This window comes from Reyranella humidisoli, assembly GCF_019039055.1.
In the GTDB taxonomy this organism is placed as follows: domain Bacteria; phylum Pseudomonadota; class Alphaproteobacteria; order Reyranellales; family Reyranellaceae; genus Reyranella; species Reyranella humidisoli.
On record NZ_JAHOPB010000001.1, the window covers coordinates 1,817,488 to 1,840,940 of the forward strand.

At 66.1% G+C, this 23,453-nt stretch carries 23 protein-coding genes; 11 read left to right on the forward strand and 12 right to left on the reverse strand.

Going from position 1 to position 23,453, the window contains the following annotated elements:
• Positions 1 to 103 precede the first annotated feature (103 nt).
• Genes KQ910_RS08965 through KQ910_RS08975 form a run of 3 tightly spaced genes read right to left on the reverse strand, consistent with a single transcriptional unit; the run spans position 104 to position 3,849 of the window.
• Positions 104 to 763 carry a GyrI-like domain-containing protein gene (locus KQ910_RS08965; protein ID WP_216958475.1) on the reverse strand — a complete coding sequence of 220 codons (660 nt, stop codon included), beginning with the start codon at positions 761 to 763 and terminating at the stop codon, positions 104 to 106.
• 7 nt (positions 764 to 770) lie between these two features.
• The gene (locus tag KQ910_RS08970) at positions 771 to 2,366 is read right to left on the reverse strand and encodes a GMC family oxidoreductase (protein WP_216958478.1); all 1,596 of its coding nucleotides are present in this window, start codon (positions 2,364 to 2,366) and stop codon (positions 771 to 773) included.
• Between the two features lie 13 nt (positions 2,367 to 2,379).
• On the reverse strand, positions 2,380 to 3,849 hold the full coding sequence (locus KQ910_RS08975; protein WP_216958480.1) for an FAD/NAD(P)-binding protein: 1,470 nt from the start codon (positions 3,847 to 3,849) through the stop codon (positions 2,380 to 2,382).
• A gap of 46 nt (positions 3,850 to 3,895) precedes the next feature.
• Here KQ910_RS08975 and KQ910_RS08980 point away from each other — a divergent pair, with 46 nt between their 5' ends.
• Together KQ910_RS08980 and KQ910_RS08985 are read left to right on the forward strand one after the other, a co-directional pair.
• A complete protein-coding gene (locus KQ910_RS08980) occupies positions 3,896 to 4,528 on the forward strand; it encodes a 2-hydroxychromene-2-carboxylate isomerase (RefSeq protein WP_216958482.1) in 633 nt (210 codons plus the stop codon).
• Positions 4,529 to 4,542: 14 nt separating this feature from the next.
• On the forward strand, positions 4,543 to 6,195 hold the full coding sequence (locus tag KQ910_RS08985; protein ID WP_216958485.1) for a thiamine pyrophosphate-binding protein: 1,653 nt from the start codon (positions 4,543 to 4,545) through the stop codon (positions 6,193 to 6,195).
• 108 nt (positions 6,196 to 6,303) lie between these two features.
• Here KQ910_RS08985 and KQ910_RS08990 read toward each other — a convergent pair whose 3' ends face one another.
• Entirely contained in the window at positions 6,304 to 7,089 is a 786-nt protein-coding gene (locus tag KQ910_RS08990; RefSeq protein WP_216958487.1) for an HpcH/HpaI aldolase family protein, read from the reverse strand.
• Positions 7,090 to 7,137: 48 nt separating this feature from the next.
• Here KQ910_RS08990 and KQ910_RS08995 point away from each other — a divergent pair, with 48 nt between their 5' ends.
• The 8 genes from KQ910_RS08995 to KQ910_RS09030 all read left to right on the forward strand — a co-directional run bounded on the left by KQ910_RS08995 (position 7,138) and on the right by KQ910_RS09030 (position 15,199).
• Positions 7,138 to 7,515 (forward strand): VOC family protein, encoded by a 378-nt coding sequence (locus KQ910_RS08995; RefSeq protein WP_216958490.1) that lies wholly within the window; start codon positions 7,138 to 7,140, stop codon positions 7,513 to 7,515.
• 89 nt (positions 7,516 to 7,604) lie between these two features.
• Positions 7,605 to 9,203, forward strand: coding sequence for an ABC transporter substrate-binding protein (locus KQ910_RS09000; protein ID WP_216958492.1), 1,599 nt, complete (start codon positions 7,605 to 7,607; stop codon positions 9,201 to 9,203).
• A gap of 30 nt (positions 9,204 to 9,233) precedes the next feature.
• A complete protein-coding gene (locus tag KQ910_RS09005; protein WP_216958495.1) occupies positions 9,234 to 10,181 on the forward strand; it encodes an ABC transporter permease in 948 nt (315 codons plus the stop codon).
• 7 nt (positions 10,182 to 10,188) lie between these two features.
• Complete coding sequence (locus KQ910_RS09010) at positions 10,189 to 11,082, forward strand: ABC transporter permease (protein WP_216958498.1); 894 nt, start codon at positions 10,189 to 10,191, stop codon at positions 11,080 to 11,082.
• On the forward strand, positions 11,079 to 12,068 hold the full coding sequence (locus tag KQ910_RS09015; protein WP_216958501.1) for an ABC transporter ATP-binding protein: 990 nt from the start codon (positions 11,079 to 11,081) through the stop codon (positions 12,066 to 12,068). The genes KQ910_RS09010 and KQ910_RS09015 overlap by 4 nt, the downstream gene beginning before the upstream one ends.
• A complete protein-coding gene (locus KQ910_RS09020; protein ID WP_216958504.1) occupies positions 12,061 to 13,035 on the forward strand; it encodes an ABC transporter ATP-binding protein in 975 nt (324 codons plus the stop codon). Before KQ910_RS09015 ends, KQ910_RS09020 begins: the two co-directional genes overlap by 8 nt.
• A gap of 90 nt (positions 13,036 to 13,125) precedes the next feature.
• Entirely contained in the window at positions 13,126 to 14,742 is a 1,617-nt protein-coding gene (locus tag KQ910_RS09025; protein ID WP_216958506.1) for a GMC family oxidoreductase, read from the forward strand.
• A 31-nt stretch (positions 14,743 to 14,773) separates the two neighbouring features.
• Positions 14,774 to 15,199 carry a hypothetical protein gene (locus KQ910_RS09030; RefSeq protein ID WP_216958509.1) on the forward strand — a complete coding sequence of 142 codons (426 nt, stop codon included), beginning with the start codon at positions 14,774 to 14,776 and terminating at the stop codon, positions 15,197 to 15,199.
• Between the two features lie 255 nt (positions 15,200 to 15,454).
• On the opposite strand, the gene KQ910_RS09035 is transcribed toward KQ910_RS09030, so the two are convergent.
• Genes KQ910_RS09035 through KQ910_RS09070 form a run of 8 tightly spaced genes read right to left on the reverse strand, consistent with a single transcriptional unit; the run spans position 15,455 to position 22,542 of the window.
• On the reverse strand, positions 15,455 to 16,063 hold the full coding sequence (locus KQ910_RS09035) for an alkylhydroperoxidase domain protein (RefSeq protein WP_216958512.1): 609 nt from the start codon (positions 16,061 to 16,063) through the stop codon (positions 15,455 to 15,457).
• Positions 16,060 to 16,635, reverse strand: a complete 576-nt coding sequence (locus tag KQ910_RS09040; protein ID WP_216958515.1) for a CMD domain protein — start codon at positions 16,633 to 16,635, stop codon at positions 16,060 to 16,062. Before KQ910_RS09040 ends, KQ910_RS09035 begins: the two co-directional genes overlap by 4 nt.
• On the reverse strand, positions 16,632 to 17,666 hold the full coding sequence (locus KQ910_RS09045; RefSeq protein ID WP_216958518.1) for a putative FMN-dependent luciferase-like monooxygenase: 1,035 nt from the start codon (positions 17,664 to 17,666) through the stop codon (positions 16,632 to 16,634). Before KQ910_RS09045 ends, KQ910_RS09040 begins: the two co-directional genes overlap by 4 nt.
• Before the next feature lie 41 nt (positions 17,667 to 17,707).
• Positions 17,708 to 18,772, reverse strand: coding sequence for a ketopantoate reductase family protein (locus tag KQ910_RS09050; protein ID WP_216958521.1), 1,065 nt, complete (start codon positions 18,770 to 18,772; stop codon positions 17,708 to 17,710).
• A 24-nt stretch (positions 18,773 to 18,796) separates the two neighbouring features.
• Complete coding sequence (locus KQ910_RS09055; RefSeq protein WP_216958524.1) at positions 18,797 to 20,680, reverse strand: alpha/beta hydrolase domain-containing protein; 1,884 nt, start codon at positions 20,678 to 20,680, stop codon at positions 18,797 to 18,799.
• The gene (locus KQ910_RS09060; RefSeq protein WP_216958527.1) at positions 20,680 to 21,105 is read right to left on the reverse strand and encodes a VOC family protein; all 426 of its coding nucleotides are present in this window, start codon (positions 21,103 to 21,105) and stop codon (positions 20,680 to 20,682) included. Before KQ910_RS09060 ends, KQ910_RS09055 begins: the two co-directional genes overlap by 1 nt.
• A 15-nt stretch (positions 21,106 to 21,120) precedes the next feature.
• Positions 21,121 to 22,320, reverse strand: a complete 1,200-nt coding sequence (locus tag KQ910_RS09065) for an acyl-CoA dehydrogenase family protein (protein ID WP_216958529.1) — start codon at positions 22,318 to 22,320, stop codon at positions 21,121 to 21,123.
• Positions 22,321 to 22,347: 27 nt separating this feature from the next.
• On the reverse strand, positions 22,348 to 22,542 hold the full coding sequence (locus tag KQ910_RS09070) for a hypothetical protein (RefSeq protein WP_216958531.1): 195 nt from the start codon (positions 22,540 to 22,542) through the stop codon (positions 22,348 to 22,350).
• A 48-nt stretch (positions 22,543 to 22,590) separates the two neighbouring features.
• On the opposite strand from KQ910_RS09070, the gene KQ910_RS09075 reads away from it, so the two are divergent.
• Positions 22,591 to 23,448, forward strand: coding sequence for an isocitrate lyase/PEP mutase family protein (locus tag KQ910_RS09075; protein WP_216958534.1), 858 nt, complete (start codon positions 22,591 to 22,593; stop codon positions 23,446 to 23,448).
• Positions 23,449 to 23,453 lie beyond the last annotated feature (5 nt).

Genomic DNA, 23,453 nt, shown 5'->3' on the forward strand with positions numbered 1-23,453 from the left:
CGTCCAGGGCAACACCACCGCCTCATCCTGAGGAGCGCGCCGCAGGCGCGCGTCTCGAAGGATGGGCAACAGGCGCGGTGCGCGTTCCCACCCTTCGAGACGCTCACTGCGTTCGCTCCTCAGGGTGAGGTCGTTCGGAAAGCAGCGAAGGACCTCTACATCTCACCGGCTGGCGCAGGATCGTCTTGAGCTTGGAAGCGGCCGTCTTGCGGGGATCGCTGAGATAGATCTCGTGATGAGGCCCGGCGAAAGTCAGGCCCTGGGCCGGCATGATCTCGTCGTGCAGACGGGCGAGGGTGGGGCCTTCGTCATCGTAGCTGCCGACGTGGAGTGTCTGTAGCGCGCGGCCTTCGGTAAGCGTCTCGAACCGCAGGCTCGACGGTGTGTCGCCGAGTTTCCTGCCGGCTTTCTCGACGGCAGCGTCGAAGAACGAAAGCTCGATGAAGTCGGGCACCATGATCATCATGGTCCAGCGCCAGCGTTCCTTGCGCCTGGCCACGAAGTCCGCCGGATCGTCGGCCCACCACAGGCCTTCCAGCGGCGGCACGACGTAATCCTTCCCGATCGCCTTTGCGGCGAACTTCATCGCGTAGCTCACCGGATAGAGCCACTCGATCGCCTGCCGGTAGGCGGGAGCTCTGTTGGGATCGCCTTCGCCATCGATCTTCACGAAGTCGAGCGTCGGCACGTCGATCTCGACGAATCGGCCGGCGGGTGCGGCGTAGAGCGCTGCCAGCGTCTTCCTGAAGTCGATCTTGGTCACCGGACGATCAGGCGGCGGCGTCTTCGCGGATCATCGCCGCGCCCTTCTCGCCGATCATGATGGTGGGGGCGTTGGTGTTGCCGGTCGTCAGCGTCGGCATCACCGAGGCGTCGATGACACGAAGGCCTTGAAGGCCGCGAACGCGCAGGCGCGAATCGACGACGGCGCGCGGATCCTCGCCCATCCTGCAGGTGCCGACCGGATGGTAGAGCGTGTTGCCGGCGCGCCGGGCGTAGGCCAGCAGGTCGGCATCGGTCTTCACATCTGGGCCGGGCTGGATCTCGCCTGTGCTGTGCTGGGTCAGGGCGGGGGCCTCGAAGATGCGGCGCGCATGACGGAAGCCGCCCAGCAGGGCCAGTTCGTCGGTGTGGGTGGTGAGGTAGTTCGGCTTGATGTGCGGCCGGGCGAAGGGATCGGCCGAGGCCGCCATGATGGTACCGCGGCTGTCGGGTTTCACGACGCAGACCACGCAGCTCATGCCGGGCTTTTCGTCGAGCTGTCCGAACTTCAACGGATGCGAGCTACCGGGCGTGAACAGGAGCTGCAGGTCGGGCGAGGCCAGCCCCTCGCGGCTGTCGCAGAAGACCTGTGCCGTGGTCACGCCAAAGGTGAGCGCGCCGCGGCCGGTGAAGGCGAAACGCAGGACTTCCGGCAGCACGCGCGGGAAGCGCGAAACCTCGTTGACCGTCTCCGCGCCCTTCACGCGATGCACGACGCGCACGACATAGTGGTCGATCAGATTGGCGCCCACCCCGGCCAGGTCGTGGACGACCGGGATGCCGAGCGACTGCAGGTGCTCAGCCGGCCCGATGCCGGAGATCTGCAGGATGTGCGGCGAGTTGACGGCGCCGCCCGAGACGATGACCTCGCGGTTGGCGCGTACCTCGGTGAGGGTGCCGCCGCGCTGGAAGGTGACGCCGACGCAGCGCTTGCCCTCGAACATCAGCTTGCCGCCCTGGGCATTGGTCTCGACCCGCAGATTGGGACGGCCGCGCGCCTCGCGAAGATAGGTCTGCGCCGTCGAGCCGCGCCAGCGGCCACGCCGGGTCATCTGCGAATAGCCGACGCCGTGGCGTGTCTTGCCGTTGAGGTCGGGATTGAACGGGAAGCCCGCCTGCTGCGCGCCTTCGACGAAGCGATGGGTGAGCGGCAGGATGGTGCGATAGTCCTCGACCTTGAGGGGGCCGTCCTGGCCGCGCACCTCCTTGTCACCGCCCTGCACGTACTGCTCGGACTTCATGAAGAAAGGCAGCACGTCGTCGTAGCTCCAGCCGCGACAGCCCATCTGCGCCCAGTTGTCGAAGTCGGCGGGCGCGCCGCGCACGTAGAGCATGCCGTTGATCGAACTGGAGCCGCCCAGCGTCCGGCCGCGCGGCCATTCGATGCGGCGATCGCCCGAGCCCTTCTCCGGTTCGGTCGTGAAGTTCCAGTTCACCAGCGGATTGCGGATCAACGAGCGGATGCCGGCCGGGATATGGATCATCGGGTGCCAGTCGCTGGGGCCGGCCTCCAGCAGGATCACCGAGGCGCCGGTCTCGCTGAGGCGCGCCGCAACCGTGCAGCCGGCCGATCCCGCGCCGACGACGACATAATCCGCCTGCATGTCTCTCTCCCCTTCAGAGCGTGCCCGACCGCTTGTCGCGAGGCACGAAATAGTCCGTCGGCGCCAGCTCCGGGTCTTCCTGCGCGAACATGTTCTGCACGTGCCGCTCGACGTCCGCGCGGAACAGCGCATGCGAGATCGCCTGGACGAGACGCGTCGAGCCGACGAACAGGCCGGGAATGTCGCCGGCCAGCGCCCCGTGGCTCAGGATGCTGCCCCAGTTGAAGAGATGGATGTCGCCCATGTGTGGCGTGCCGCCCGGCACCTTCTCGACCAGCTCGAAGCCCGGGCCAAGATAGGGATAGCGCGCGGCCTCGGCGTTGGCCTGCGCGTCCTCGGGTGAGCGCCGGTCGCCCCACAGGGTGGCGTTGGCGGCGAACGAAGCGATTTCGGGCCGCCGCGCCAGGTCGATGTCGAAGCCGGTGCCAATCAGGACGGCGTCGAAGCGTTCGGTCGCCTTGGCCGTCTTCACCGTCACGCCGTCCTGGTCGACGCTCATGTCGAGCCACGGCTCGGCGAAGCGGAAGGCGAAGCCCGGCAGCTTCTGTGCGCGCAGGACCGATTCGTGTGGCGGCGGCGAGCCGGCGGCCAGCATGTAGGTGTAGATCTTCCAGCGCCAGTCGTCGTCCAGCATGCCCTGGCCGCGCTGGAAGCCCGGGAAAGACGCGCCCTTCGACTTGTTCACCTGCGGCAGGTGCGGCCGCCGCGCGTAGCAGATTGCCTCGCGTGCGCCGGCCTCCAGCGCCGTGCAGGCATTGTCGATCGCGGTGGCGAGCACGCCCAGGATGCCGAGGCGCTTGCCCTCGAGTTGCGTGAAGTCGATCTCTTCCAGCGTGTGATAGACGCGGCCCGCGCGGGAAGGGTGCTCCGGATCGAACGAAGGGAGCGACGGCCAGCGGAAGCCACCCGATCCGTCGCGGCCGTTGGCGAGCACGAGTTTGCGCGTCAGCACCGTCTCACCGGTCGACAGGCTCGCCCGAAGGAAATCGCCCGCCGCCTCGACCTTGAGCAGCGACACGCCGTTCTCGACTTTCAGGTCGACGACCTTGCGCACCCACAGCAGGTACGAAAGCCAATCGAGGCGCGGGATCTTGTAGAGCTTCTCCCAGCCTTCGGCGCCGTGCTGCGCCTCGTACCAGGCGCGGAAGGTGAGGGAGGGCACGCCGAGATCGGGGCCGGTGAGATGCTTGGGCGAGCGCAGGATCGGCATGCGCGCCGTGGTGTTCCACGGCCCTTCGTGGCCATGGGTGTTGCGCTCGATCACACGGATGTTGCGGATGCCCTCACGGGTCAGACCCCAGCCGACCGTCTGGCCGCACATGCCGGCGCCGACGACGAGCACGTCGAGGACAGGCCTGCCGTCGGGTCCGATCTTCTCGGGCACCCAGTTGGCTGGCGGATAGTTCAACCGCGCCAGGTCGTGACGCGCGATCTTCTCGAGCGCGTCCAAACCCGCCGAATGCCGCTCGACAACACCGTCCATGCCGTGCTTCTGACCCTCCACGGATTTCCTTAGCAGGGCCGACCGCATGATTGAACTGCCGTGCTTCTACAGCCTGTCCTCCCCCTGGGCCTATTTCATGGGCCCGCAGCTTGAGGACATCGTGCGGCGCCACAAGGTGCGGCTGGTCCTGAAGCCGTTCGACTTCCAGGAGATCGTTCCGCGGACCGGTGGCGTACCGCTCCGGACGCGGCCGCCGGCCCGCCGCTCGTATCACGAAGAGGAACTGGATCGCTGGCGGCGCTACCTGCAGATGCCGCTGGCGCTGAAGCCTCGCTACTATCCGGAGAAGGTCGCCGATCCAGACTGGAACAAGCGGCCCGGGTGGATGGTGATCGCGGCGCAGTTGCGCGGTCTCGATGCCTTCCGGCTGAGCCATGCGCTGCTGCGCGCCCTGTGGGCCGAGGAGCGCGACACGGCATCTGCCGAGGTGCGGATCGCGATCGCGGAGGAGAACGGGATGGACGGCCGCGCGCTGAACCAGGCCGAGATGAGCGACGAGGTGCAGGCGGCTTACCGGACCTTCACGCGCGAGGCCGAGTCGCTGCAGGTCTTCGGGGCGCCGACGTTCATCGTCGATGGCGTGCGCTTCTGGGGCCAGGACCGGCTGGGATTTGTCGACCGGGCGCTGGACGCGCTGCGGGCGAAGCAGGGACATTGAAAGGGAGAGATAAAATGCGTGGACGTCAGGTCCTTCTGGAGACGCTCATCAATCACGGCGTCGATCGCATCTTCGGCAATCCGGGGACGACCGAGAGTCCGTTGCTCGATTCGTTGCCCGACTATCCGCAGCTCGATTACATCGTGCACCTGCATGAGGGCGTCGCGACCGGCGCCGCCAACTTCTATGCCCAGGCCAGCGGCAAGACCGCTTTCGTGAACCTCCATGTGGCGCCGGGCCTCGGCAATGCGATCGGTGCGATCTACAGCGCGCTCAAGAACAACTCGCCGATGGTCGTGACGGCCGGCCAGCAGGACACGCGCATGCGCCTGCGCGATCCCATCCTCGGCCATGACCTTGCATCGATCGCCGCGCCCGTTACCAAGTGGAGCGTGCAGGTCGAGCGCGCCGACGAGCTGGGCCCGATCCTCCAGCGCGCCTTCAAGATCGCCAACGAGGCGCCGGCAGGTCCGGTCTTCGTGGCGTTGCCCATCGACGTGATGGAGCAGGAGACTTCGATTCCCGCCGGCAAGCCCGGCCATTCCTACAGCGCCACGCGCCCCGATCCGGCGGGCATTGCCGCCATGGCGAAGCTGCTGGCGGCCGCCAGGAACCCGGCCATCGTCGCCGGTGACGACGTTGCCCGCGCCGGTGCCGACAAGGCGCTGGTAAAGCTGGTCGACAAGCTCGGCGCCGCGGTGTGGTTCGAGGGTCTGCGCGGCCAGAACTCCTTCCCGACCGATCATCCGGCCTATTGCGGCACGCTGGCCTTCGATGCGACCGGGATCGCCAAGCAGCTCGCGGGCAACGACCTCGTGCTGATGGTGGGCGGGCCGTTCTTCGAGGAAGTCTGGTACGCCGCCGGCTCGCCGTTCGCGCCCGGCACCAAGGTGCTGCAGATCGAGGGCGGGGCGTCGCGGCTCGCTCACAACTTCTCCCTCGATGCGGGCGTCGTCGCGGATGCCGGCGCCGCGCTCGAGGCACTTGATGCCGCCTTGACGGGGGGCGATGCCGCGGCAGCCGCCAAGCGCAACAGCGCGATGAAGGCGCGCAAGGACGCTGACGATGCCGCGCAGAAGGCGCGCGTCGAGAAGGCCTGGTCGCGCACGCCGACCTCGATGGCGCGCGCCATGGCCGAGATTCGCGCGGGCTCGCCCGGCGATGTCGTCGTGGTCGACGAGACGATCACGGCCAACCTCGACCTCTTCAAGACCTTCACCTTCAACGGACCGGGCGACTATTACAGCGGTCGCGGCGGCGGCATCGGCCAGGGGCTGGCCGGCGCCATCGGCGTGGCGGTCGCGCAGACCAAGCGTCCGATCCTCTGCGTTTCGGGCGACGGCTCGTCGATGTATTCTATCCAGGCGCTGTGGACGGCGGCGCATCACGACCTGCCCATCGTGTTCGTCATCCTGGCGAACCGCGAGTATCGCGTCCTGAAGCACAATATCGATGCGTATCGCCAGCGCTTCGATGTGAAATCGAACAAGCCCTACATGCACATGGACCTGACGGGCCCGACCATGGGCTTCGTCGACCTCGCAAGGGGCATGGGCGTCGCCGGCACCTATGTCGCCAAGGCCGACGACATCAAGGCGGCCGTCGAGGCCGCGTTCAAGTCCGGCAAGCCGCACCTCGTCGAAATCGAGATCGAAGGGAAGCGCTAGGGCAACGCCCTAGCGCTGGCGGGCGGCAGCGCCTTCTGAGGCGCGAGAGCCCGCACGGTTCAGAATAGACAAGGATCCCTCGCTACGCTCGGGATGACAGCTTCGCTGTCATTTCTGGAACGCGCGCACCTTCGCCTGGTGCGCGCGGGCGGCACCGGTAAGCATCGGGAGATCGTTGCCGGCCAGCAGGAACTTCATGCCCTTGTCGGTGTAGATCTTGAGCAGTTCCTCGGTGTAGGCGCCGCCCATGCCGGGCCACTTGCCGTGCTTGCGGCAGGCGGCGATGACCTTGTCGACGGCGGCCTGGACCTTCGGATTGCCGGTGTCGCCGGGGATACCCATTTCCATCGACAGGTCGCTCGAGCCGACCAGCAGGCAATCAATGCCCGGCACTGCCGCGATCGCCTCGGCGTTCTCGACCGCCCTGGGCGTCTCGATCATCACCACGATCAGCGTGTTCTCGTCCGACTTCGTCGTCATCTCACCGAGCGGCATCGGCTCGTAGTCGAACTGCGCCTGGCCGCCGCCCACCGAACGATGGCCGCGCGGCGGGTAGCGCAGCTTGTCGGCGATCTCCTTCGCCTCCTCCGGCGTATCGACATGTGGGACGACGATGCCCAGGGCGCCGCCGTCGAGGACGCGCGTCGCCATCGTGAGCTCGCCATACGGTACGCGCACGATGGGCGCGATGCCGGAGTCCTGCGCAGCGATCGCGATTTCGCAGGCCGTCTCGATCGACATCGATCCATGTTCGAGGTCGATGAACAGCCAGTCGAAGCCCGCCGCCTTCATGACTTTCACGATGTCGACGTTGCGGACCAGCCGGATGCCGATCCCGATCGACAGTTCGTTCTTCTTCAGGCGCGCCTTGGCGGCATTGACTGCGAACGCCATTCTCTCCTCCGTGTTTTTCGTGCTTTTGCCCGAAGGAGGCTATTCGTCATGACCTTCCATGTCGAACGCATCGATCATGTCGTGCTACGCGTGCGGGACCTCGCCGGCATGGTCCGTTTTTACGAGCAGGCGCTGGGTTTTCGGGAGGAACGCCGCATCGAGCGGTTGAGCCTCGTCCAGATGCGGGCCGGCGCCTCGATGCTCGACCTGATCGCATCGGACGCCCCGGCCACCGCGCCGAACATGGATCATCTCTGCTTCCGCGTGGAGCCGTTCGATCGTGACACCATCGTCATGCAACTCGCGCCGTTCGGCATATCGGTCGGCGAAACGGTCGAGCGCTACGGCGCCGAGGGCAACGGTCCCTCGGTCTATTTCCGTGATCCGGAAGGCAACCAGATAGAACTGAAGGGGCCTGCGCTTTAAGGCTTGGCCATCGCACACGATGTGATAGCCTCTCCCGCAACGGGGAAGAAGAAACACGCCAACGAGCGTGCCTCTGGGAGGATTAGAAAATGCGTAAACGCTTGGCAATCATTGCCGGCGGCCTGGCGGCCGCCGTCGTCATCTCTGCTCCCGCCTTTGCGCAGAAGCAGGGTGGAACACTCCGGATATCCCATCGCGACAATCCGCCGAGTGCATCGATTCACGAGGAAGCGACCATCTCGGTGAACATGCCGTTCATGGGCGTGTTCAACAATCTCGTGTTCTTCGATCCGAAGGAGAAGATCAACAGCCCCGACAAGATCGTGCCCGATCTCGCCGAGAGCTGGTCGTGGAACAGCGACAAGACGAAGCTCACGTTCAAGCTGCGCAGCGGCGTGAAGTGGCATGATGGCAAGCCGTTCTCCTCCGCCGACGTGAAGTGCACGTGGGACGCCCTGAGCGGTGCCGACGAGAAGCAGCAGATCATCCGCAAGAACCCGCGCAAGGTCTGGTACAAGAACCTGAAGGAGGTCACGACCAACGGCGACAACGAGGTGACGTTCACGCTGGAGCGCCAGCAGCCGTCGTTCATGTCGATGCTGGCGGCCGGCTATGCGCCGGTCTATCCGTGTCACGTCGACTCGCGCGTGATGCGCTCCAAGCCGATCGGTACCGGTCCCTTCAAGGTTGCGGACTTCAAGCGCAACGAGGCCATCAAGCTGGTGCGCAATCCCGACTACTGGAAGAAGGGACGTCCCTATCTCGACGCCATCGAGTTCAAGATCGTGCCGAACCGCAGCACCCGCGTGCTCGGGTTCGTTGCCGGTGAGTTCGACCTGACTTTCGATTCCGACATCACCTTCCCGCTACTGAAGGACGTCAAGGGCCAGAAGGCGGACGCCATCTGCGAAGCGCGGCCGACGAACGTCCACAGCAACCTGCTGGTCAATCGCGACGCCCCGCCGTTCGACAATCCGAAGCTGCGCGAGGCGCTTGTCTATTCGCTCGACCGCACGCCGTTCAGCGACATCCTGGCCCAGGGCAATGACCTGCGCGGCGCGACGATGCTGCCGCCGCCGGCCGGCGTCTGGGGCATGACGCAGGACGAACTGCAGAAGCTTCCCGGCTTCGGGCCCGACATCGAGAAGAACCGCGAGGTCGCGCGCGGGATCATGAAGGAGCTGGGCTACGGCCCCGACAAGCCGCTCAAGATCAAGGTGGCGACCCGCAACATCGCGATCTATCGCGATCCGGCCGTCATCCTCATCGACCAGCTCAAGCAGATCTACATCGATGCCGAGCTGGAGCCGATCGACACCACGATCTGGTACAACAAGATCCAGCAGAAGAACTACCAGGTCGGCATGAACCTGACGGGCGCCGGCCTCGACGATCCGGATGGCGTGTTCTACGAAAACTTCTACAGCACGTCGGATCGCAACTACACGGCGTACAAGAACCCCGAGATCGACAAGATGATCGACGAGCAGTCCGCCGAGACCGACATTAACAAGCGCAAGGTCTTGGTGTCGAAGATCGAGCAGGCCCTGCTCAAGGACGCGGCGCGTCCGCCGATCACGCATGGTGTTGCGAACACCTGCTGGGCGCCGGCGGTGAAGAACCTCGTGCTCCAGCACAACAGCATCTACAACGGCTGGCGTCTCGAAGACGTCTGGCTCGACAAGTAAACCGGCCCACCGGACGGAGGCACGACGAGGATGGGAGCGTATCTTACCCGCCGCGTACTATTGATGGTTCTGACACTCTTCGGAATGTCGGTGCTCATCTTCGTCATGCTGCGTCTGGTGCCCGGCAACATCGCTGACATCCTGGTGGATTCGGCGGGCATCGCCGATCCGAAGGAAAAGGCCAAGATCGCGCGCGAACTTGGCCTCGACCGGCCGATCTTCGATCAGTACCTGCAATGGATCGGCGGTCTGGTGCGCGGCGACCTGGGCTTTGCCTACGTGTCGGAGCGGCCCGCTCTCGAGGAGATCGCACCACGCATCCCGATCAGCGCCAAGCTGGCCGGGCTTGCGCTGTTCTTCTCGGTCATCCTCGGCGTGCCGCTCGGCGTCATCAGCGCCGTCCGGCAGAATTCGGTCGTCGACTATCTGTTGCGCATCATCAGCCTGAGCGGCCTTTCGCTTCCCTCTTTCTGGCTCGGCCTGCTGATCCTGATGGCATCGGTGCAGTGGTTCGGCATGATCCCGATCTACACCAACGAACCGCGAAGTTTCATCGACGAGATGCTGTTGCTCAGCATTCCCGCGGCCGCGGTCGGGTTCCGAAGTTCGGCCCTGATCATGCGACTGACGAGATCGTCCATGCTCGAGGTGCTGCGGCAGGACTATATCCGTACGGCGCGCTCCAAGGGCGCCTCGCAGACCACGGTCAACTACGAGCACGCGCTCCGCAATGCCCTGCTGCCGGTCGTCACCATCATCGGCATCGAGGCGGCGTTTCTCGTCGGCGGCCTGATCGTGACGGAGACCGTGTTCAACATCCCGGGCGTGGCGCGCTTCCTCGTCGAGGCCATCCTGTGGCGCGACTATCCGATCGTGCAGAACCTGGTGATGCTGATCGCCTTCTGCGTGGTCGTCGTCAATTTCCTGGTCGACATGGCCTACATGGCTCTCGACCCTCGCATCAAGTACGCGGACTGAGGCGCCCATGGCTGTCATCGATCATGATGCCGCTCTGGCCAAGGCCGGCGCCAACGTATCGGGCTTCTGGAGTCAGGCCAGCTTCCTGGCCCGGCGCTATCCACTCGGCGCGGTGGGCGCGATCCTCGTCCTGCTGTTCGTGCTGACGGCCCTCTTCGCCAACGTCATCGCACCGCACGACCCGCTGTCGACGAACTCGCGGGCCTCGCTGGCCACCCCGGGCGGCACCTACTGGCTGGGGGCGGACTTCATGGGCCGCGACATGTTCAGCCGCATCGTCTACGGCGCGCGCATCTCGCTGGCCGTCGCCGTCGGCGCGACCCTGCTGGGCGGCATCCTGGGCGTCGTCATCGGCCTGATGTCCGGCTTCCTGGGCGGCTGGGTCGACCTGGCGACCCAGCGCCTGATGGACATCATGCAGTCGCTGCCGCTCCTCGTGATGGCGCTGGTCATGGCCGCATCACTCGGGCCGTCTCTGCAGAACACCATCATCGCGATCGCGATCCCGCTGGTGCCGAGCGTGGCGCGCGTCGTGCGGTCGAGCACCCTGTCGCTGCGCGAACAGCCCTTCGTCGAGGCCGCCCGGGCCATCGGCATGGGCGAGATCCGCATCGCCGTCCGGCACGTCCTGCCCAACACGCTGGCGCCGCTGATCGTCCTCGGCACCGCCCAGCTCGGCTCGGCGATCCTGACCGAGGCGTCGCTGTCCTTCCTGGGCCTCGGCATCCCGGAGCCGTATCCGTCCTGGGGCCGGATGCTCTCGGAATCGGCGGCCGAATATGTGCGAACGGCGCCGTGGCTGGTGATCTTCCCCGGTGTCGCCATCAGCCTCACGGTGTTCGGCACCAACCTGCTGGGCGATGCCCTGCGCGACATCCTCGATCCGAGACAGCGTACATGAGTTCACTTCTGGAAGTGTCCGACCTCGGCACGTGGTTCTATACGCGCCAGGGCATCGTCAAGGCGGTCGATGGCGTCGACTTCGAGGTCGCCGCCGGTGAGACCCTGGCCATCGTCGGTGAATCCGGCTGCGGCAAGAGCATGACCGCGCTCTCGCTGATGCGGCTGATCCCGGAACCGCCGGGACGCATCGTCTCGGGCTCGATCCGGCTGGCCGGCCGGGACCTGCTCAAGATCTCCGAGGAGGAGATGCGCGACGTGCGCGGCAACGAGATCTCGATGATCTTCCAGGAGCCGATGACGTCGCTCAATCCGGTGATGACGATCGGCAAGCAGATTTCCGAGGCGCTCATCCTGCACCGGGACATGGACCGCAAGGCGGCGATGAAGCGGGCGATCGAGATGCTGGACCTGGTCCGCATTCCAGAGCCCGCGCAACGCGCCAAGGAGTATCCGCACCAGCTCTCGGGCGGCATGCGCCAGCGTGCGATGATTGCCATGGCGCTGGCCTGTAACCCGAAGGTGCTGATCGCCGACGAACCGACGACCGCGCTCGACGTCACCATCCAGGCCCAGATCCTGGAGCTGATCGTGGAACTGCAGCGCGAGTTCAGCGCCGCGGTCATCCTGATCACCCACGATCTCGGCGTCGTGGCCGAGACGGCGCACCGGGTCATCGTCATGTATGCCGGCCGCAAGGTCGAGGAAGCGACCGTGGGAGAGCTGTTCGCCAAGCCGCTTCACCCGTACACGGTCGGCCTGATGAATTCGATCCCGCGCCTCGACCTGATGCGCGGGCAGACCGATCGCTCGAACGAGCGCCTGCAGGAAATTCCCGGCATCGTGCCGCCGCTGTTCGATCTGCCGCCCGGCTGTGCCTTTGCCCCCCGGTGCAACAGGGCGGACGACAAGTGCCGCAGCGAACGTCCGGTTTACGAGGAGAAGCAGCCCGCTCACTGGGCGGCTTGCTGGCACACCCATGGTTAGCGCAAATCCCCCCGTCCTCGAGGTCACCGACCTCAAGAAGCATTTCCCGGTCAAGAAGGGCCTGCTCCGTCGCACGGTCGGGCAGGTCTATGCCGTCGATGGCGTGTCCTTCACCGTCAATGCTGGCGAGACACTCGGTCTCGTGGGCGAGTCCGGCTGCGGCAAGACCACGGCCGGCCGTGCCGCCATGCGCCTGGTCGAGCCGACCTCGGGCTCGATCAAGGTCGAGGGCAAGGAGATCATCGGCCTGTCCAAGTCGGAACTGCGCCCCTATCGCCGGGAAATGCAGATCATCTTCCAGGACCCGTTCTCCTCGCTGAACCCGCGCATGACGGCGGGCGACATCGTGGGCGAGCCGCTGCTGGTCCATGGCGTGGCCAATACCAAGGACCGTCAGGAGCAGGTGTCGGCGTTGTTCGCCCGCGTCGGCCTGCGTCCGGCGCAGATGAAGAACTACCCGCACCAGTTCTCGGGCGGCCAGCGCCAGCGCATCGGCATCGCGCGCGCGCTTGCCCTGGGGCCGAAGCTCATCGTCGGCGACGAGCCGGTGTCGGCGCTCGACGTCTCGATCCAGGCCCAGGTCATCAACCTGCTGATGGACCTGCAGCGCGAGCGCGGCCTTTCCTACCTGTTCATCTCGCACAATCTCGCCGTGGTGGAGCATATCAGCCACCAGATCGCGGTCATGTATCTCGGTCGCATCGTCGAATATGCCGACACGCGCTCGATCTTCACGAATGCGCAGCACCCCTATACCGAGGCCTTGCTGTCGGCCGTGCCGGTGCCGGACCCCGCCATCAAGCGCAAGAAGCTGGTGCTCCAAGGCGACGTGCCGAGTCCGGTGAAGCCGCCATCGGGTTGCCACTTCCACACCCGTTGCCCCTATGCGGTGGCCCGCTGCAAGGTGGAAGTTCCTTCGCTCCGCGAAATCGCACCAGGCCACCAGGTCTCCTGCCACCTTCGCTAGGCATTTCGGGATACACGCCTCTCCCCAGAGAGGGAGTCGCGCCCGGTTACAGACGCGCTACACTGTCTCCAAAGGGAGAGAGGAAGCGTCATGGCCAATTGGGATTACATCGTCGTCGGCGGCGGCTCCGCGGGGTGCGTGCTCGCCAACCGGCTGACCGAGGATGCCAACGTCAGGGTGCTGCTGCTCGAAGCCGGCCCGCGCGACAAGTCGATGTGGATCGACATTCCCGCCGGCTTCACCAAGCTGCTGAACCACAAGCAGTTCAACTGGAACTTCGAAATGGAAGCGGAGGAGGGCGTCGCCAACCGCCGTATCCCCTGTCCGCGCGGCCGCACGCTCGGCGGCTCGAGTTCGATCAACGGCATGCTTTATGTGCGCGGCCAGCCGCTCGACTACGACACGTGGGGACAGCTCGGCAATCGTGGCTGGTCCTATGAGCGGATTCTTCCCTATTTCAAGAAATCGGAAAACTACGAGCCGGGCGGCGACGACTCCCGCGGCAAGGGCGGTCCGCTGAACGTCGCGGAGATGCGCGAGACCAACGAGCTCTGCGACGCCTTCATCGATGCGGCCGAGGCAACCGGGTATCCGAAGAACAAGGATTACAACAACGGCAACCAGGAAGGCTTCGGCTACTTCCAGGTGACCATGAAGGACGGGAAGCGCTGGTCGACGGCGCGTGCCTTCCTCGACCCGATCCGCAATCGCCCGAACCTCCAGATCGTGACCGATGCGCTGGTCGATCATGTCATCCTCGAAGGCAAGCGCTGCGTCGGCGTCGCCTACACGGTGCATGGCCAGAAGCAGGAGGCACGCTGCGGCCGCGAGGTAATCCTCTCCTGTGGCGCGGTGCAGTCGCCGGGCGTGCTCGAACATTCCGGCATCGGCCAGCCCGAACTGCTGCGCCGCTACGGCATCGAGGTGAAGCACGAGCTGAAGGGCGTCGGCGAGAATTACGGCGACCACTTCGCGCCGCGCATGAACTGGAGGGTCAAGCTGCCGGTGACGCTCAACGAGAAGACGCGCGGCGTGAACCTCGTGAAGGAAGTGATCAAGTACTACACGACCGGACGCGGCGCGCTCAGCCTCACGGCGGGCGTCGTCTACGGCTTCGTGCGCACGCGGCCGGGTCTCGAATCGCCCGATATGCAGTTCCACATGGCGCACGCCAGCTACGACACGGCCCAGAAGCGCGATCTCGAGCGCGAACCGGGCATGACCGTGGTGATCGGCCAGTGCCGGCCCGATTCGCGCGGCTCGATCCACATCAAGTCGGCGACCCCCGGCAGCGAGCCCGCGATCCGGCCGAACTTCCTTTCGGCCCAGACCGACCGCGACGCCACGGTCGCGGGCATGCAGATCGCCCGCAAGATCGTCTCCCATCCGTCGCTGTCGAAGTACATCGCCTTCGAGAAGACGCCCGGCGACAAGATCCAGAGCTACGACGAGTGGCTGAGCTTCGCCCGCGGCAACGGCCAGACGACCTACCATGTCATCGGCACCTGCAAGATGGGTTCCGATCCCATGGCGGTGGTCGACGACCGGCTGCGGGTCCACGGCATTGCCGGCCTGCGGGTCGTCGACGCCTCGATCATGCCGACCGTGCCGTCGGGCAATACCAACGCGCCCACGATCATGGTTGCCGAGAAGGGCGCGGACATGATCAAAGAAGATGCGAAGGCGGGCCTCAAGGCCGCTGCCTGAAGCCCGAAATCTGGGGGACATGATGAAGCCTGTGAGGTCCATTCTCGCCATGCTGGCGATCGGCGGCCTGGTGGCGGCCTGCGAGGGCCAGATGCCCAAGACCGAGTCGAAGCGCGACATGCTGACCGATTCGGGTTTCAAGGTCGTGTCGCTGAAGACGCCGGGCCAGGCGGCTTCGTTCAAGCAGCTGCCGCCGCACAAGCTGGTTCGAAAGACGTACCAGGGCAAGCCGGTCTGGGTCTATGCCGACCCGACCATGTGCGGCTGCCTCTACATGGGCACGCAGAGCAACTACAACGCCTACATCAAGGAAGCGTCGAAGCAGATGATGACCACGGCGATGCGCGCCAACTTCGCCGACGATCCCTACAGCCCGAGCTCCATGGACGCCACCGTCGACAACGACTGGGATTGGGGCGAATGGGGCAACCCTGGATATTACGGCCTGCCCTACTGAGGCCGGTCTGAAACCGAAACGCCCGGTGGAGAGATCCACCGGGCGTTTCTCTTTGGGGACTTTGGTTTGTTCGGACCTGCGCCACCTCATCCTGAGGAAGCCCCCTCGAGTACCTCGGGGTAAACTCCGGGCTGTCTCGAAGGATGGGCTACAGACGAGGTGCCCGTACCCACTCTTCGAGACGCGCTCCGGGGGAGCGCTCCTCAGGGTGAGGTCGTGTTGGAGTTCGACATGACCTGCTGAAGAGCTTGAGTCCTATTTCGGCTGCGTCGCCGGCACGCCCAGCGAGAGCATCAGCCGGTTGGCCCAGTTGAAGAACGAGGCCGCGCCGATCAGGTCGGCGATGGCGGCGTCGTCGAGGCCGACGGTGCGCAGGCGTTCGACATGCTCCTTGCCGAAGGTCATCGGCAGGGCCGTCAACGCGACCGAGGCGGCCACGATGGCTTCCCAACGCTCATCGAGTTTGGCCTCGACGCCCTCGTCCAGCAGCCGCTGCACGTCGTCGACGCGCTTCGAGTAGGTCGCGGCGAAGCGGGCATGGACGGAGGCGCAGTATATGCAGCCGTTGAGGCGCGACGTGGCCGCCGCCGCCAGTTCGCGCTCGGCGCGCGGCAGGCCGGCCTCGGGATTGTAGAAGATGTCCTTGTCGGTCCGCGTGCGCGCCTCCAGCACGTCGGGGTCGCGGGCCAGCAGCCGGAAGTAGGGCGACTTCACGCGCGCCGCGTCGACCAGGCTCCTGATGTGATGCTCGGTCATGTCGGCTTCGGCCATGGGTTCGAGCCAGGGCAGCCAGTCGAGCATGTCGCGGGTGAAGACCACCGGCTCGGTGTGCGGCGGCAGCGTCAGGGTCTTGTCGGTGCTCATAGCGTGCTCGCGAGGACGGTCAGGCCGGAAACGACCCGGATCTGGTAGGACAGGAAGGAGACGAGCTGCGAGATCGTCACGATGTCGTTGGTCGACCAGCCGGCGTCGAGCAGCGACTGCAGCGATGGCGCCGACGCATCGCGCGGATGGAACACCAGCATGTGCGTATGCTCGAAGGCGGCCGTCAGGCGAGGCCCGAGCGCGGCGCGTCCGGCATCGCTCACCTTCCAGGTCGGTCCCGGTGCATCCTCGACCGAGAGCGGTCCCTTGGGGAAGCGGCCATAGGGGCCCTTGGCCTTGGCTGCAGCGACTTCCGTCGCCACGGCCGTATGCAAGGTTGCCGGCAGCTTGGCCGCATAGAAGGCATCGGTCCTGGCTTCGCCGTGCAGGCCCGCGACGAAAGCCGCGATGGCATGGCGCTCGTCGGCGCTGACGCCGCCAGGTTCCTTCGGTTCAAACAGGGAAGCGTAGCTCGCCTGCGCGTGCTTGCGCGCCTCGGCCCGCTGGGCGCGAATCGCGTCCAGCTTCGAGCCCGGGGCGATTCCCACCAGGCTGTCGATCACGTCTGTCATGCGACTTGTCTCGTCCCCATTCTGATTTCCGGCGCCCAGCCCAATGCGGGCGCGACCTTCTCGGCCAGCAGCTCGATCGACCGCAGGATATAGGGGTGCGGCGGATCGATCGAGTGAACCTGCATCGTGAGGTCGGTGGCGCGTTCCAGGGTGGAATCGCCCTGCAGCGAGGCGATGACTTCGTCCGGTGTGCCGATATGCACGTCCATGGCCGCGATCAGGTCGCCGACCAGGCTGCCCGAGGTGAAATTGCCGGTGGCAGCCAGCCGGTGGCGCATGCGGGACAGGCCGGTCTCGGCCAGCCGCATCGCCTCCTTGCGATCGTCAGCCACGAAGATGGTGCGGGACGCCAGGATGCGCGGCTCGACGCCCTTGGGCAGGGCTTCGAGATAGGCATCGAGCATCGGATTCTGGATGTCGGCCAGCGAGGCGTGCGGCGCGTCGGGAGACCGTGGCTGGGTGCGCGACAGCATCAGCCCATCGCCCGCCAGCCCGGCCCGCCGCGCGCCCGGGACGGTGAAGGTCGCCTGCCAGACGCGGTCGACCAGGGTCGGACTCGACGGGTAGAGCTTGTCGCCGCCGGGGAGGGCGTCGCCTGACCAGGCGGTCTTCAGCAAAGCGAGGTTGTTGTCGAACAGCACGTGCCGCTTGTCGCTCTCGAGGCCGAAGGCGGTGAAGGCGGTGAGATTGCCGCCCGGGCCGACGCCGACTTCGAGGCGGCCGCCGCTCATCAGGTCGGTGACGGCGGCGTCCTCGGCGACGCGGATCGGCAGTTCCAGCGGCAGCGTGACGATGCCCGTGCCGAGCCGGATTCGCGACGTATGGGCGGCGACGTGGGAGAGAAACACGAACGGGGCGGGCAGTCCGCCTTCGCCCTCGTGGAAATGGTGCTGGGCGATCCAGGCCGAATCGAAGCCGCACTTCTCGGCGTGCTGGATCTGCTGGGTGGCCAGCCGGTAACGCTCGGCTGCGTCCACCTGGTCGAGGAGGCGGGTGAAGAAGCCGAGGCGCTTGATCGGAAACGTCGTCATGGGCTCAACCCCTGCTGCCCGCCCTCGGAACAAAGGAAAAATTATCCTCCGAGCAGTGCGGCCGACGGCAGCAGCTCCTTGCGCTCGACCTTCTTCACGATCTCGGTGAGCCTGGTGTGGGTCGGTGCCTTCACGCCGATGAAGTTGCCGCGCTCGGCGATGTAGCCGTTCATGAACTCGATCTCGGTGCGGCGGCCCTTGATGATGTCCTGGGCCATCGAGGGGCGCTGGATGTCGGCGCGCGGATTGGGATTGGTGTTGGAGCCCGGCCGCAGGATCGCCTCGACCTCGTCGAGCGCGGCCTTGTCGTCCTCGGAAGCACGGGCCAGCAGCTCCGGCTCGAACTTGCCGATCTTCTCGATGTGGTAGCCCAGCGCCTGGCCGACGCGCACCGCCTCGCCGCCCAGCTTGATCGAGAAGCGGCGGACCGCGTCGTTGCGGTCGCAGTCGGTGCCGGTCATGCCGGTGGCGGCCGAGACGCCGTTCTTCATGCCGTTCTGGCAGAGCTTGGACCAGCGCTCGCCCCACAGGTTGGTCGTGGTCTTGGCGCTGTCGATCATGCCGACCATCTCGCGCAGTTCCTCGACCCGCTTGGTGATGCGGCCATGGACCTCGCCGACGCGGAAGACCGTGTGCTTGTCGCCGCCCTTGGAGACGGTGCGGCGGATCTTGCCGGCCTCGTACATGTCGACCGAGATCAGCGAGGCGACCATGCCCACGGTCTTGCCCCAGCCGACGATGCCCGCGATGCGCTCCTCGTTCAGGCAGTTCTGCAGCGACACGATGTAGCCGTCTGGCGCGAGATACTGCTTGATCAGCGCCGTCGCCCATTCGGTGTCATAGGACTTCATCGAGACGAAGGCGATGTCGATCGGCTTCTGGCGCGAGAGGTCCTGCATCTCGGTGAGATGCATGGTCTTGGCCTTGGTGACCGTGAACTTCTCTTCCGGCGTGACGCCGTCGAGTTCGAGCCCGCGCTTGCGGATGATCTCGATGTTCTCCGGCCAGAAATCGATCAGTGTCACGTCGTGGCCGGCATGCGCCAGGTAGCCGCCGACATAACCGCCCAGGGCACCCGTGCCGACGACTGCGATTCTCTTACCCATCCTGATCTCCCTTGAAGCTGTTCGTTAAGGCGCGACGCGCGGTTCCTTGCGCGCGCGGTCGAGATAGCGTTCGGCGTCCTCGGCCAGCAGCAGCCGGTCGGCCATCAGTTCCGTGACCACGGCCTGGACCTTGGCGACATAGTCGGCGCCGTCCTTGTAGCGTTCGGCGATCGAGGGGCGGGGATCACCCGAAGCTTCACGGGCCGCCTTGTCGACGGGGAGCGGCAGGCAGCTCCCGTCGCGGTCGGCGATCTCGCCTTTCGGATAAGGCGGCTTGTATTCGTTCCAGCCGGTGTAGGTGGCGAGCGGTACGGCGATGTCGGGCAAGCGGATGCCTGCGACCTCGTTGCCGTCGGCGTCGACCTTGCTGACCAGCGTGCGATAGACCTTGTCGCCCGCGACGGGCTTCACCCAGTCGCCCGGCGGCGACACGGTGTTGGTGGTGCGCACGATCGCCGCGCCCGGCACTGCGGGAAAGCCGGTCTTGTCCGGCTCGACCAGCGTACCGGCGGCGAGCGTCGGCACCCGGCTGGGCGGCGGCGTCTTTCCGGAAACGACCCATTCGTCGAGCGCGACGAGCAGGGCGCGGATGGCGGGCATCGGATTGTGCGGGTTGCGCGGATTGAGGTTGGGGCCGGGATCGGTCGTCGCGCCGGCGCGACCGCCATGCTGCGTACCGGCAACCATGTAGACGCGCGAATTCTCCGGCAGGGCGATGTCCCTGGTGCCGAGCGGATCGGTGTGCAGCAGGGAGGCGCCCTTCTGCCAGTACTCGGTCGAGGTGTTGGTTTCGATCAGCAGCGGATCGCTGCCGTCGCGCCGGAACAGTGAACCGGTCTTGCCCGTCAGCGGATCGCTCTGCGTCGCCGTCGAGAAGGGAAACTCATTCTCGGGGAAGCCGTGATCCTCGTGCTGGGTGTTGGTGCGCGCCGGCTGGGCGAAGGGCGTGTTGTAGAAGACGCGCCCGACGCCTGCGATGTGGCTGTGGATGCCGTCGAACACGCGGCGGCCCTGTTCGTCGCGATTGAAGCCTTCGGAGATGTGATTGCGAAGGTAACGCCCGGCCTGCGAGAAACCGATTGCCAGCGCGTGCGTCATGGGACGACCGGTGGCCTTCACCGCGTCGGGCGAATGGCGCAGCCAGCTCACCACGTCGCGCGTAGCCGCGAAGCCCAGGCCCTGGACCTTCGGGTTCTTCGCTTCGTAGTGAAATTCGTAGAGGAAGCCCGGCTGGGCCTTGGTGCCGTCGCGCAGTCTGATCGAGCGGGCGTCGATGAACGACCACTGGTTCAACGGCAGTTCGCGCGGCTCGTCGTCGGCGCGTTCTCGTACGGTGAGTCGGGCGCGGGGCTGTTCGAGCGTGGCGGCCTCGTGCGACAGCTTGAAGGCTTCGAGGACGCCGATACGCGTGCCCGAGACCCATTCCTCGCGAACCGTCTGCACGATCGGCTGGCCGTTGTTCGTCGCGACCGGCGCGGTGAGCGCGAGGCCCATATTGGCGCGCGGTGCATCGGGGTCCCAGCCCGACCAGACGATGGTGTAACCGCGGCGCAGCGGAAAGGCGTTGCCGAGATCGGCCAGCGTCTTCGGGTCGTTCACGCCCTGCGGTCCGTCGGCGATGTTGCCGAACAGCATCTTGCGGCCGCGATTGTTCACCTCGTAGAGGATGCGCCCGTTGCCGCGCGAAGAATCCTTGGGTCGCAGGATGAAGACGCTGGTCGCGTATTCGACCTTGCCGGCGGCATTGCGCGGCGCCTTGTCGATCAGGGCGATACCCCGATTGCCGGGCGCCGCCGGATCGACCTCGCCCCTGGCGACGGCGATGACGCGCTCGTAGGCGCCGGCCTCGCCGAACGGCGTGCCGTCGGCGAGGGGCTCGACCTTTTCGATCTCGAGGGAAAGAAGCACTAGGCCCTGGCTTCCGCCTGGACCTCTTCCGCCGGGAAGTTCAGTTCCACGCCGACGCCGTCGGGATCGTAGAGGAAAATCTGCGCCGCGCCGGTCCGTGGCACGATCTGCTCGCGGAACGTCACGTTCTTCGACTGCAGGCGCTTGCGCACGCCGGGCAGGTCGCTGGCGGCGAAGGCGATATGGTCGAAGCGGCCGGTGTCCTCGAACTTCTTCTCGGTGCCGCGCACGACGATGCCCTCACGCGGCTTGCGCTCGCCCAGCAGGTGGACGGTGGCCACGCCACCGGAATAGAGCCAGTAGCCCGGGAAGCCGAGCGGCGGACGGTCGCCGTTCTCGAGGCCGAGCACGTCGCAATAGAAGTCCTTGGTGGCTTCGAGATCCGACGGCTCGATCGTGTAGTGCTGCAGGGGGCCAAGCGGCATGGTTGTCTCCGTGGGTCAGACGAAAGTGAGGTCGGCTTCGGCGCCCATCATCCACGCACCGACGGTCTCGAAATGGGAAAGCCGGCCCTGCAGCTGCTGGGTCACGGTGTGGATGTCGCGGAAGCGGCGCTCCAGCGGATGGTTCTCGAAAATCGCGGTGGCGCCCGCGGCATTGTAGGCGAAGTCGACAGCGTCCTTGGCCTTGTGGATGGCGTTGGTCGCGGCCATGCGGATGGTGATGCGCTGCTCGACGGTGATGGTGTTGCCGGCCGAGAGGTCCTTCCAGATGCCGGCCATCGACTGCAGCAGGAAGGCGCGCGCGGCCCGGAGATTGACCTCGGCCTGGGCGAGGTTGGACTGCACCACCGCGTTATCGCGGATGGGGCTCTTCATCCCGCGCGGCACCTTGTTGCGCGCGACGTCGAGGAAGCAGTCGAGCGCGCCGCGGGCGATGCCGCAGGCCACGCCCGCGAAGCCCACCTGGTAGCAGGTGCCGGCGCCCATCCGGTAGAGCGGGCCGGCCTCACGGCATTCGAGTTCGAACTCGCGGGTGATCGAATGGTCGGCGCGGACGAAGAAGTCGGTGAGGGCGAACTGGTCGCTGGCCGTGCCGCGCAGGCCGACCGTGTTCCAGATGTCCGTCCACTGAACGTCGCCGGTGCGCACCAGCATCGTGCGCTCCTGCTGGCGGCCGTTCGCGTCGAGACGCGGGGAGCCATCGGCCTGGAAGATCGGGCAGTGGGCGCCGAGCCACGTCGCGTGGCGACCGCCCGAGGCGAAGGCCCAGACGCCCGTCACCTTGTAGCCGCCGTCACACTCGACGGCTTTGACCCTGGGACCGGGACCCCAGGCCAGCACGGCACGCGGATCGTCGCCGAAGATCGATCGCGCGACCGGCAGGTCGAGATAGGCGGCCGACATGGCGCAGCCGCCGGCCTGGCTCAGGCACCAGGCGGTCGAGGCGTCACCACGGGCGATCGTCTCGATCACATGGAAGAACGTGACGGGATCGGTCTCGATTCCCTCCGAGGTGCGCGGCAGCAGCAGGCGGAACAGCCGGGCCTCATGGAGCTTGTCGAGCAGCGTCGGCGGCAGCCGGCGCGTCTCCTCGATCTCGTTCGAAGCGGCCTCGACGGCCGCCCGGACGGCCTCGGCACGTGCGATCACGGCGGGGTCGCCGGCGAGATCGGCGGCAGACAGGATCAACGTATCCAAGACCTTCCCCTTCGACGGATGTGTGCGTCAGGCTTTTGCCAGTTCGCGATCGATCCGTTCGATCGACTTGCCCTTGGTTTCCAGCCCGAAGAAATAATAGACCATCCCGGCCCTCAGGAACCAGCAGCCGAGATAGAGGGTTCGCAACGCTACGCCTCGGGTTGCGGCAGCGGCAAGGCCGCGGGGGCGATCCAGTTTGCCCGTCGAAATCCGCCGCTGCATGGCAGCCCCCGCGTTTGGTAAGGAGAGGGGAACGAGGGGAGATTCATCATGCACTGGACCGATCGCCGGAAGCGTTTCCGGGCGCTGCTCGCGGGCGACCGCTGTATTCATCCGGGCTCGGTGTTCGATCCGATTTCGGCACGGATCGCCGAGGATCTGGGCTTCGAGATCGGCATGTTCGCCGGTTCGGTCGCGTCCATGACCGTGCTGGGAGCCCCCGACCTGATCGTCCTCACCTTGAGTGAGTTCGCGGGCCAGGCCTATCGCATCAACCGGGCCGGGAACCTGCCGCTCATGGTCGACGCCGACCACGGCTACGGCAACGCCCTGAACGCCCGCCGCACGGTTGAGGAGCTCGAGACCGCGGGTGTCAGCGGCCTCAGCCTCGAGGATACCGACCTGCCGACGCCGTACGGCACCACGGCACCGCGGCTGATCTCGATCGAGGAAGGCGTCGGAAAGATGAAGGCGGCGCTCGGCGGCCGGCAGGATCCGGATCTTTGCATTGCAGGCCGGACCAGCGCCGTGATGATCACCAGCCTCGACGACGCGATCGCGCGCGGCAAGGCCTACGAGGGGGTGGGCGTCGACGCGCTGTTCTTCGTCGGCGTTCGCACCCGTGCCGAGCTCGACGCGATCTCGGAGGCGACCACACTGCCGATCATCCTGGGTGGCGTGTCGGGGGACCTGACGGATCTCGCCTATCTCAGCGCCCGCCGGGTTCGGATCGCGCTGCAGGGCCACCAGCCCTTCGCGGCGGCGGTGAAGGCGACCTATGAGACGCTGAAAGCGCTGCGCGAGGGCACGCAGCCGTCGAAGCTGCAGGGCGTGGCCAGTCCCGAACTGATGAAGAAGGTCACGCGCGACGCCGACTACGCGCGCTGGACGAAGGATTTCCTGGGCTGAGCGAA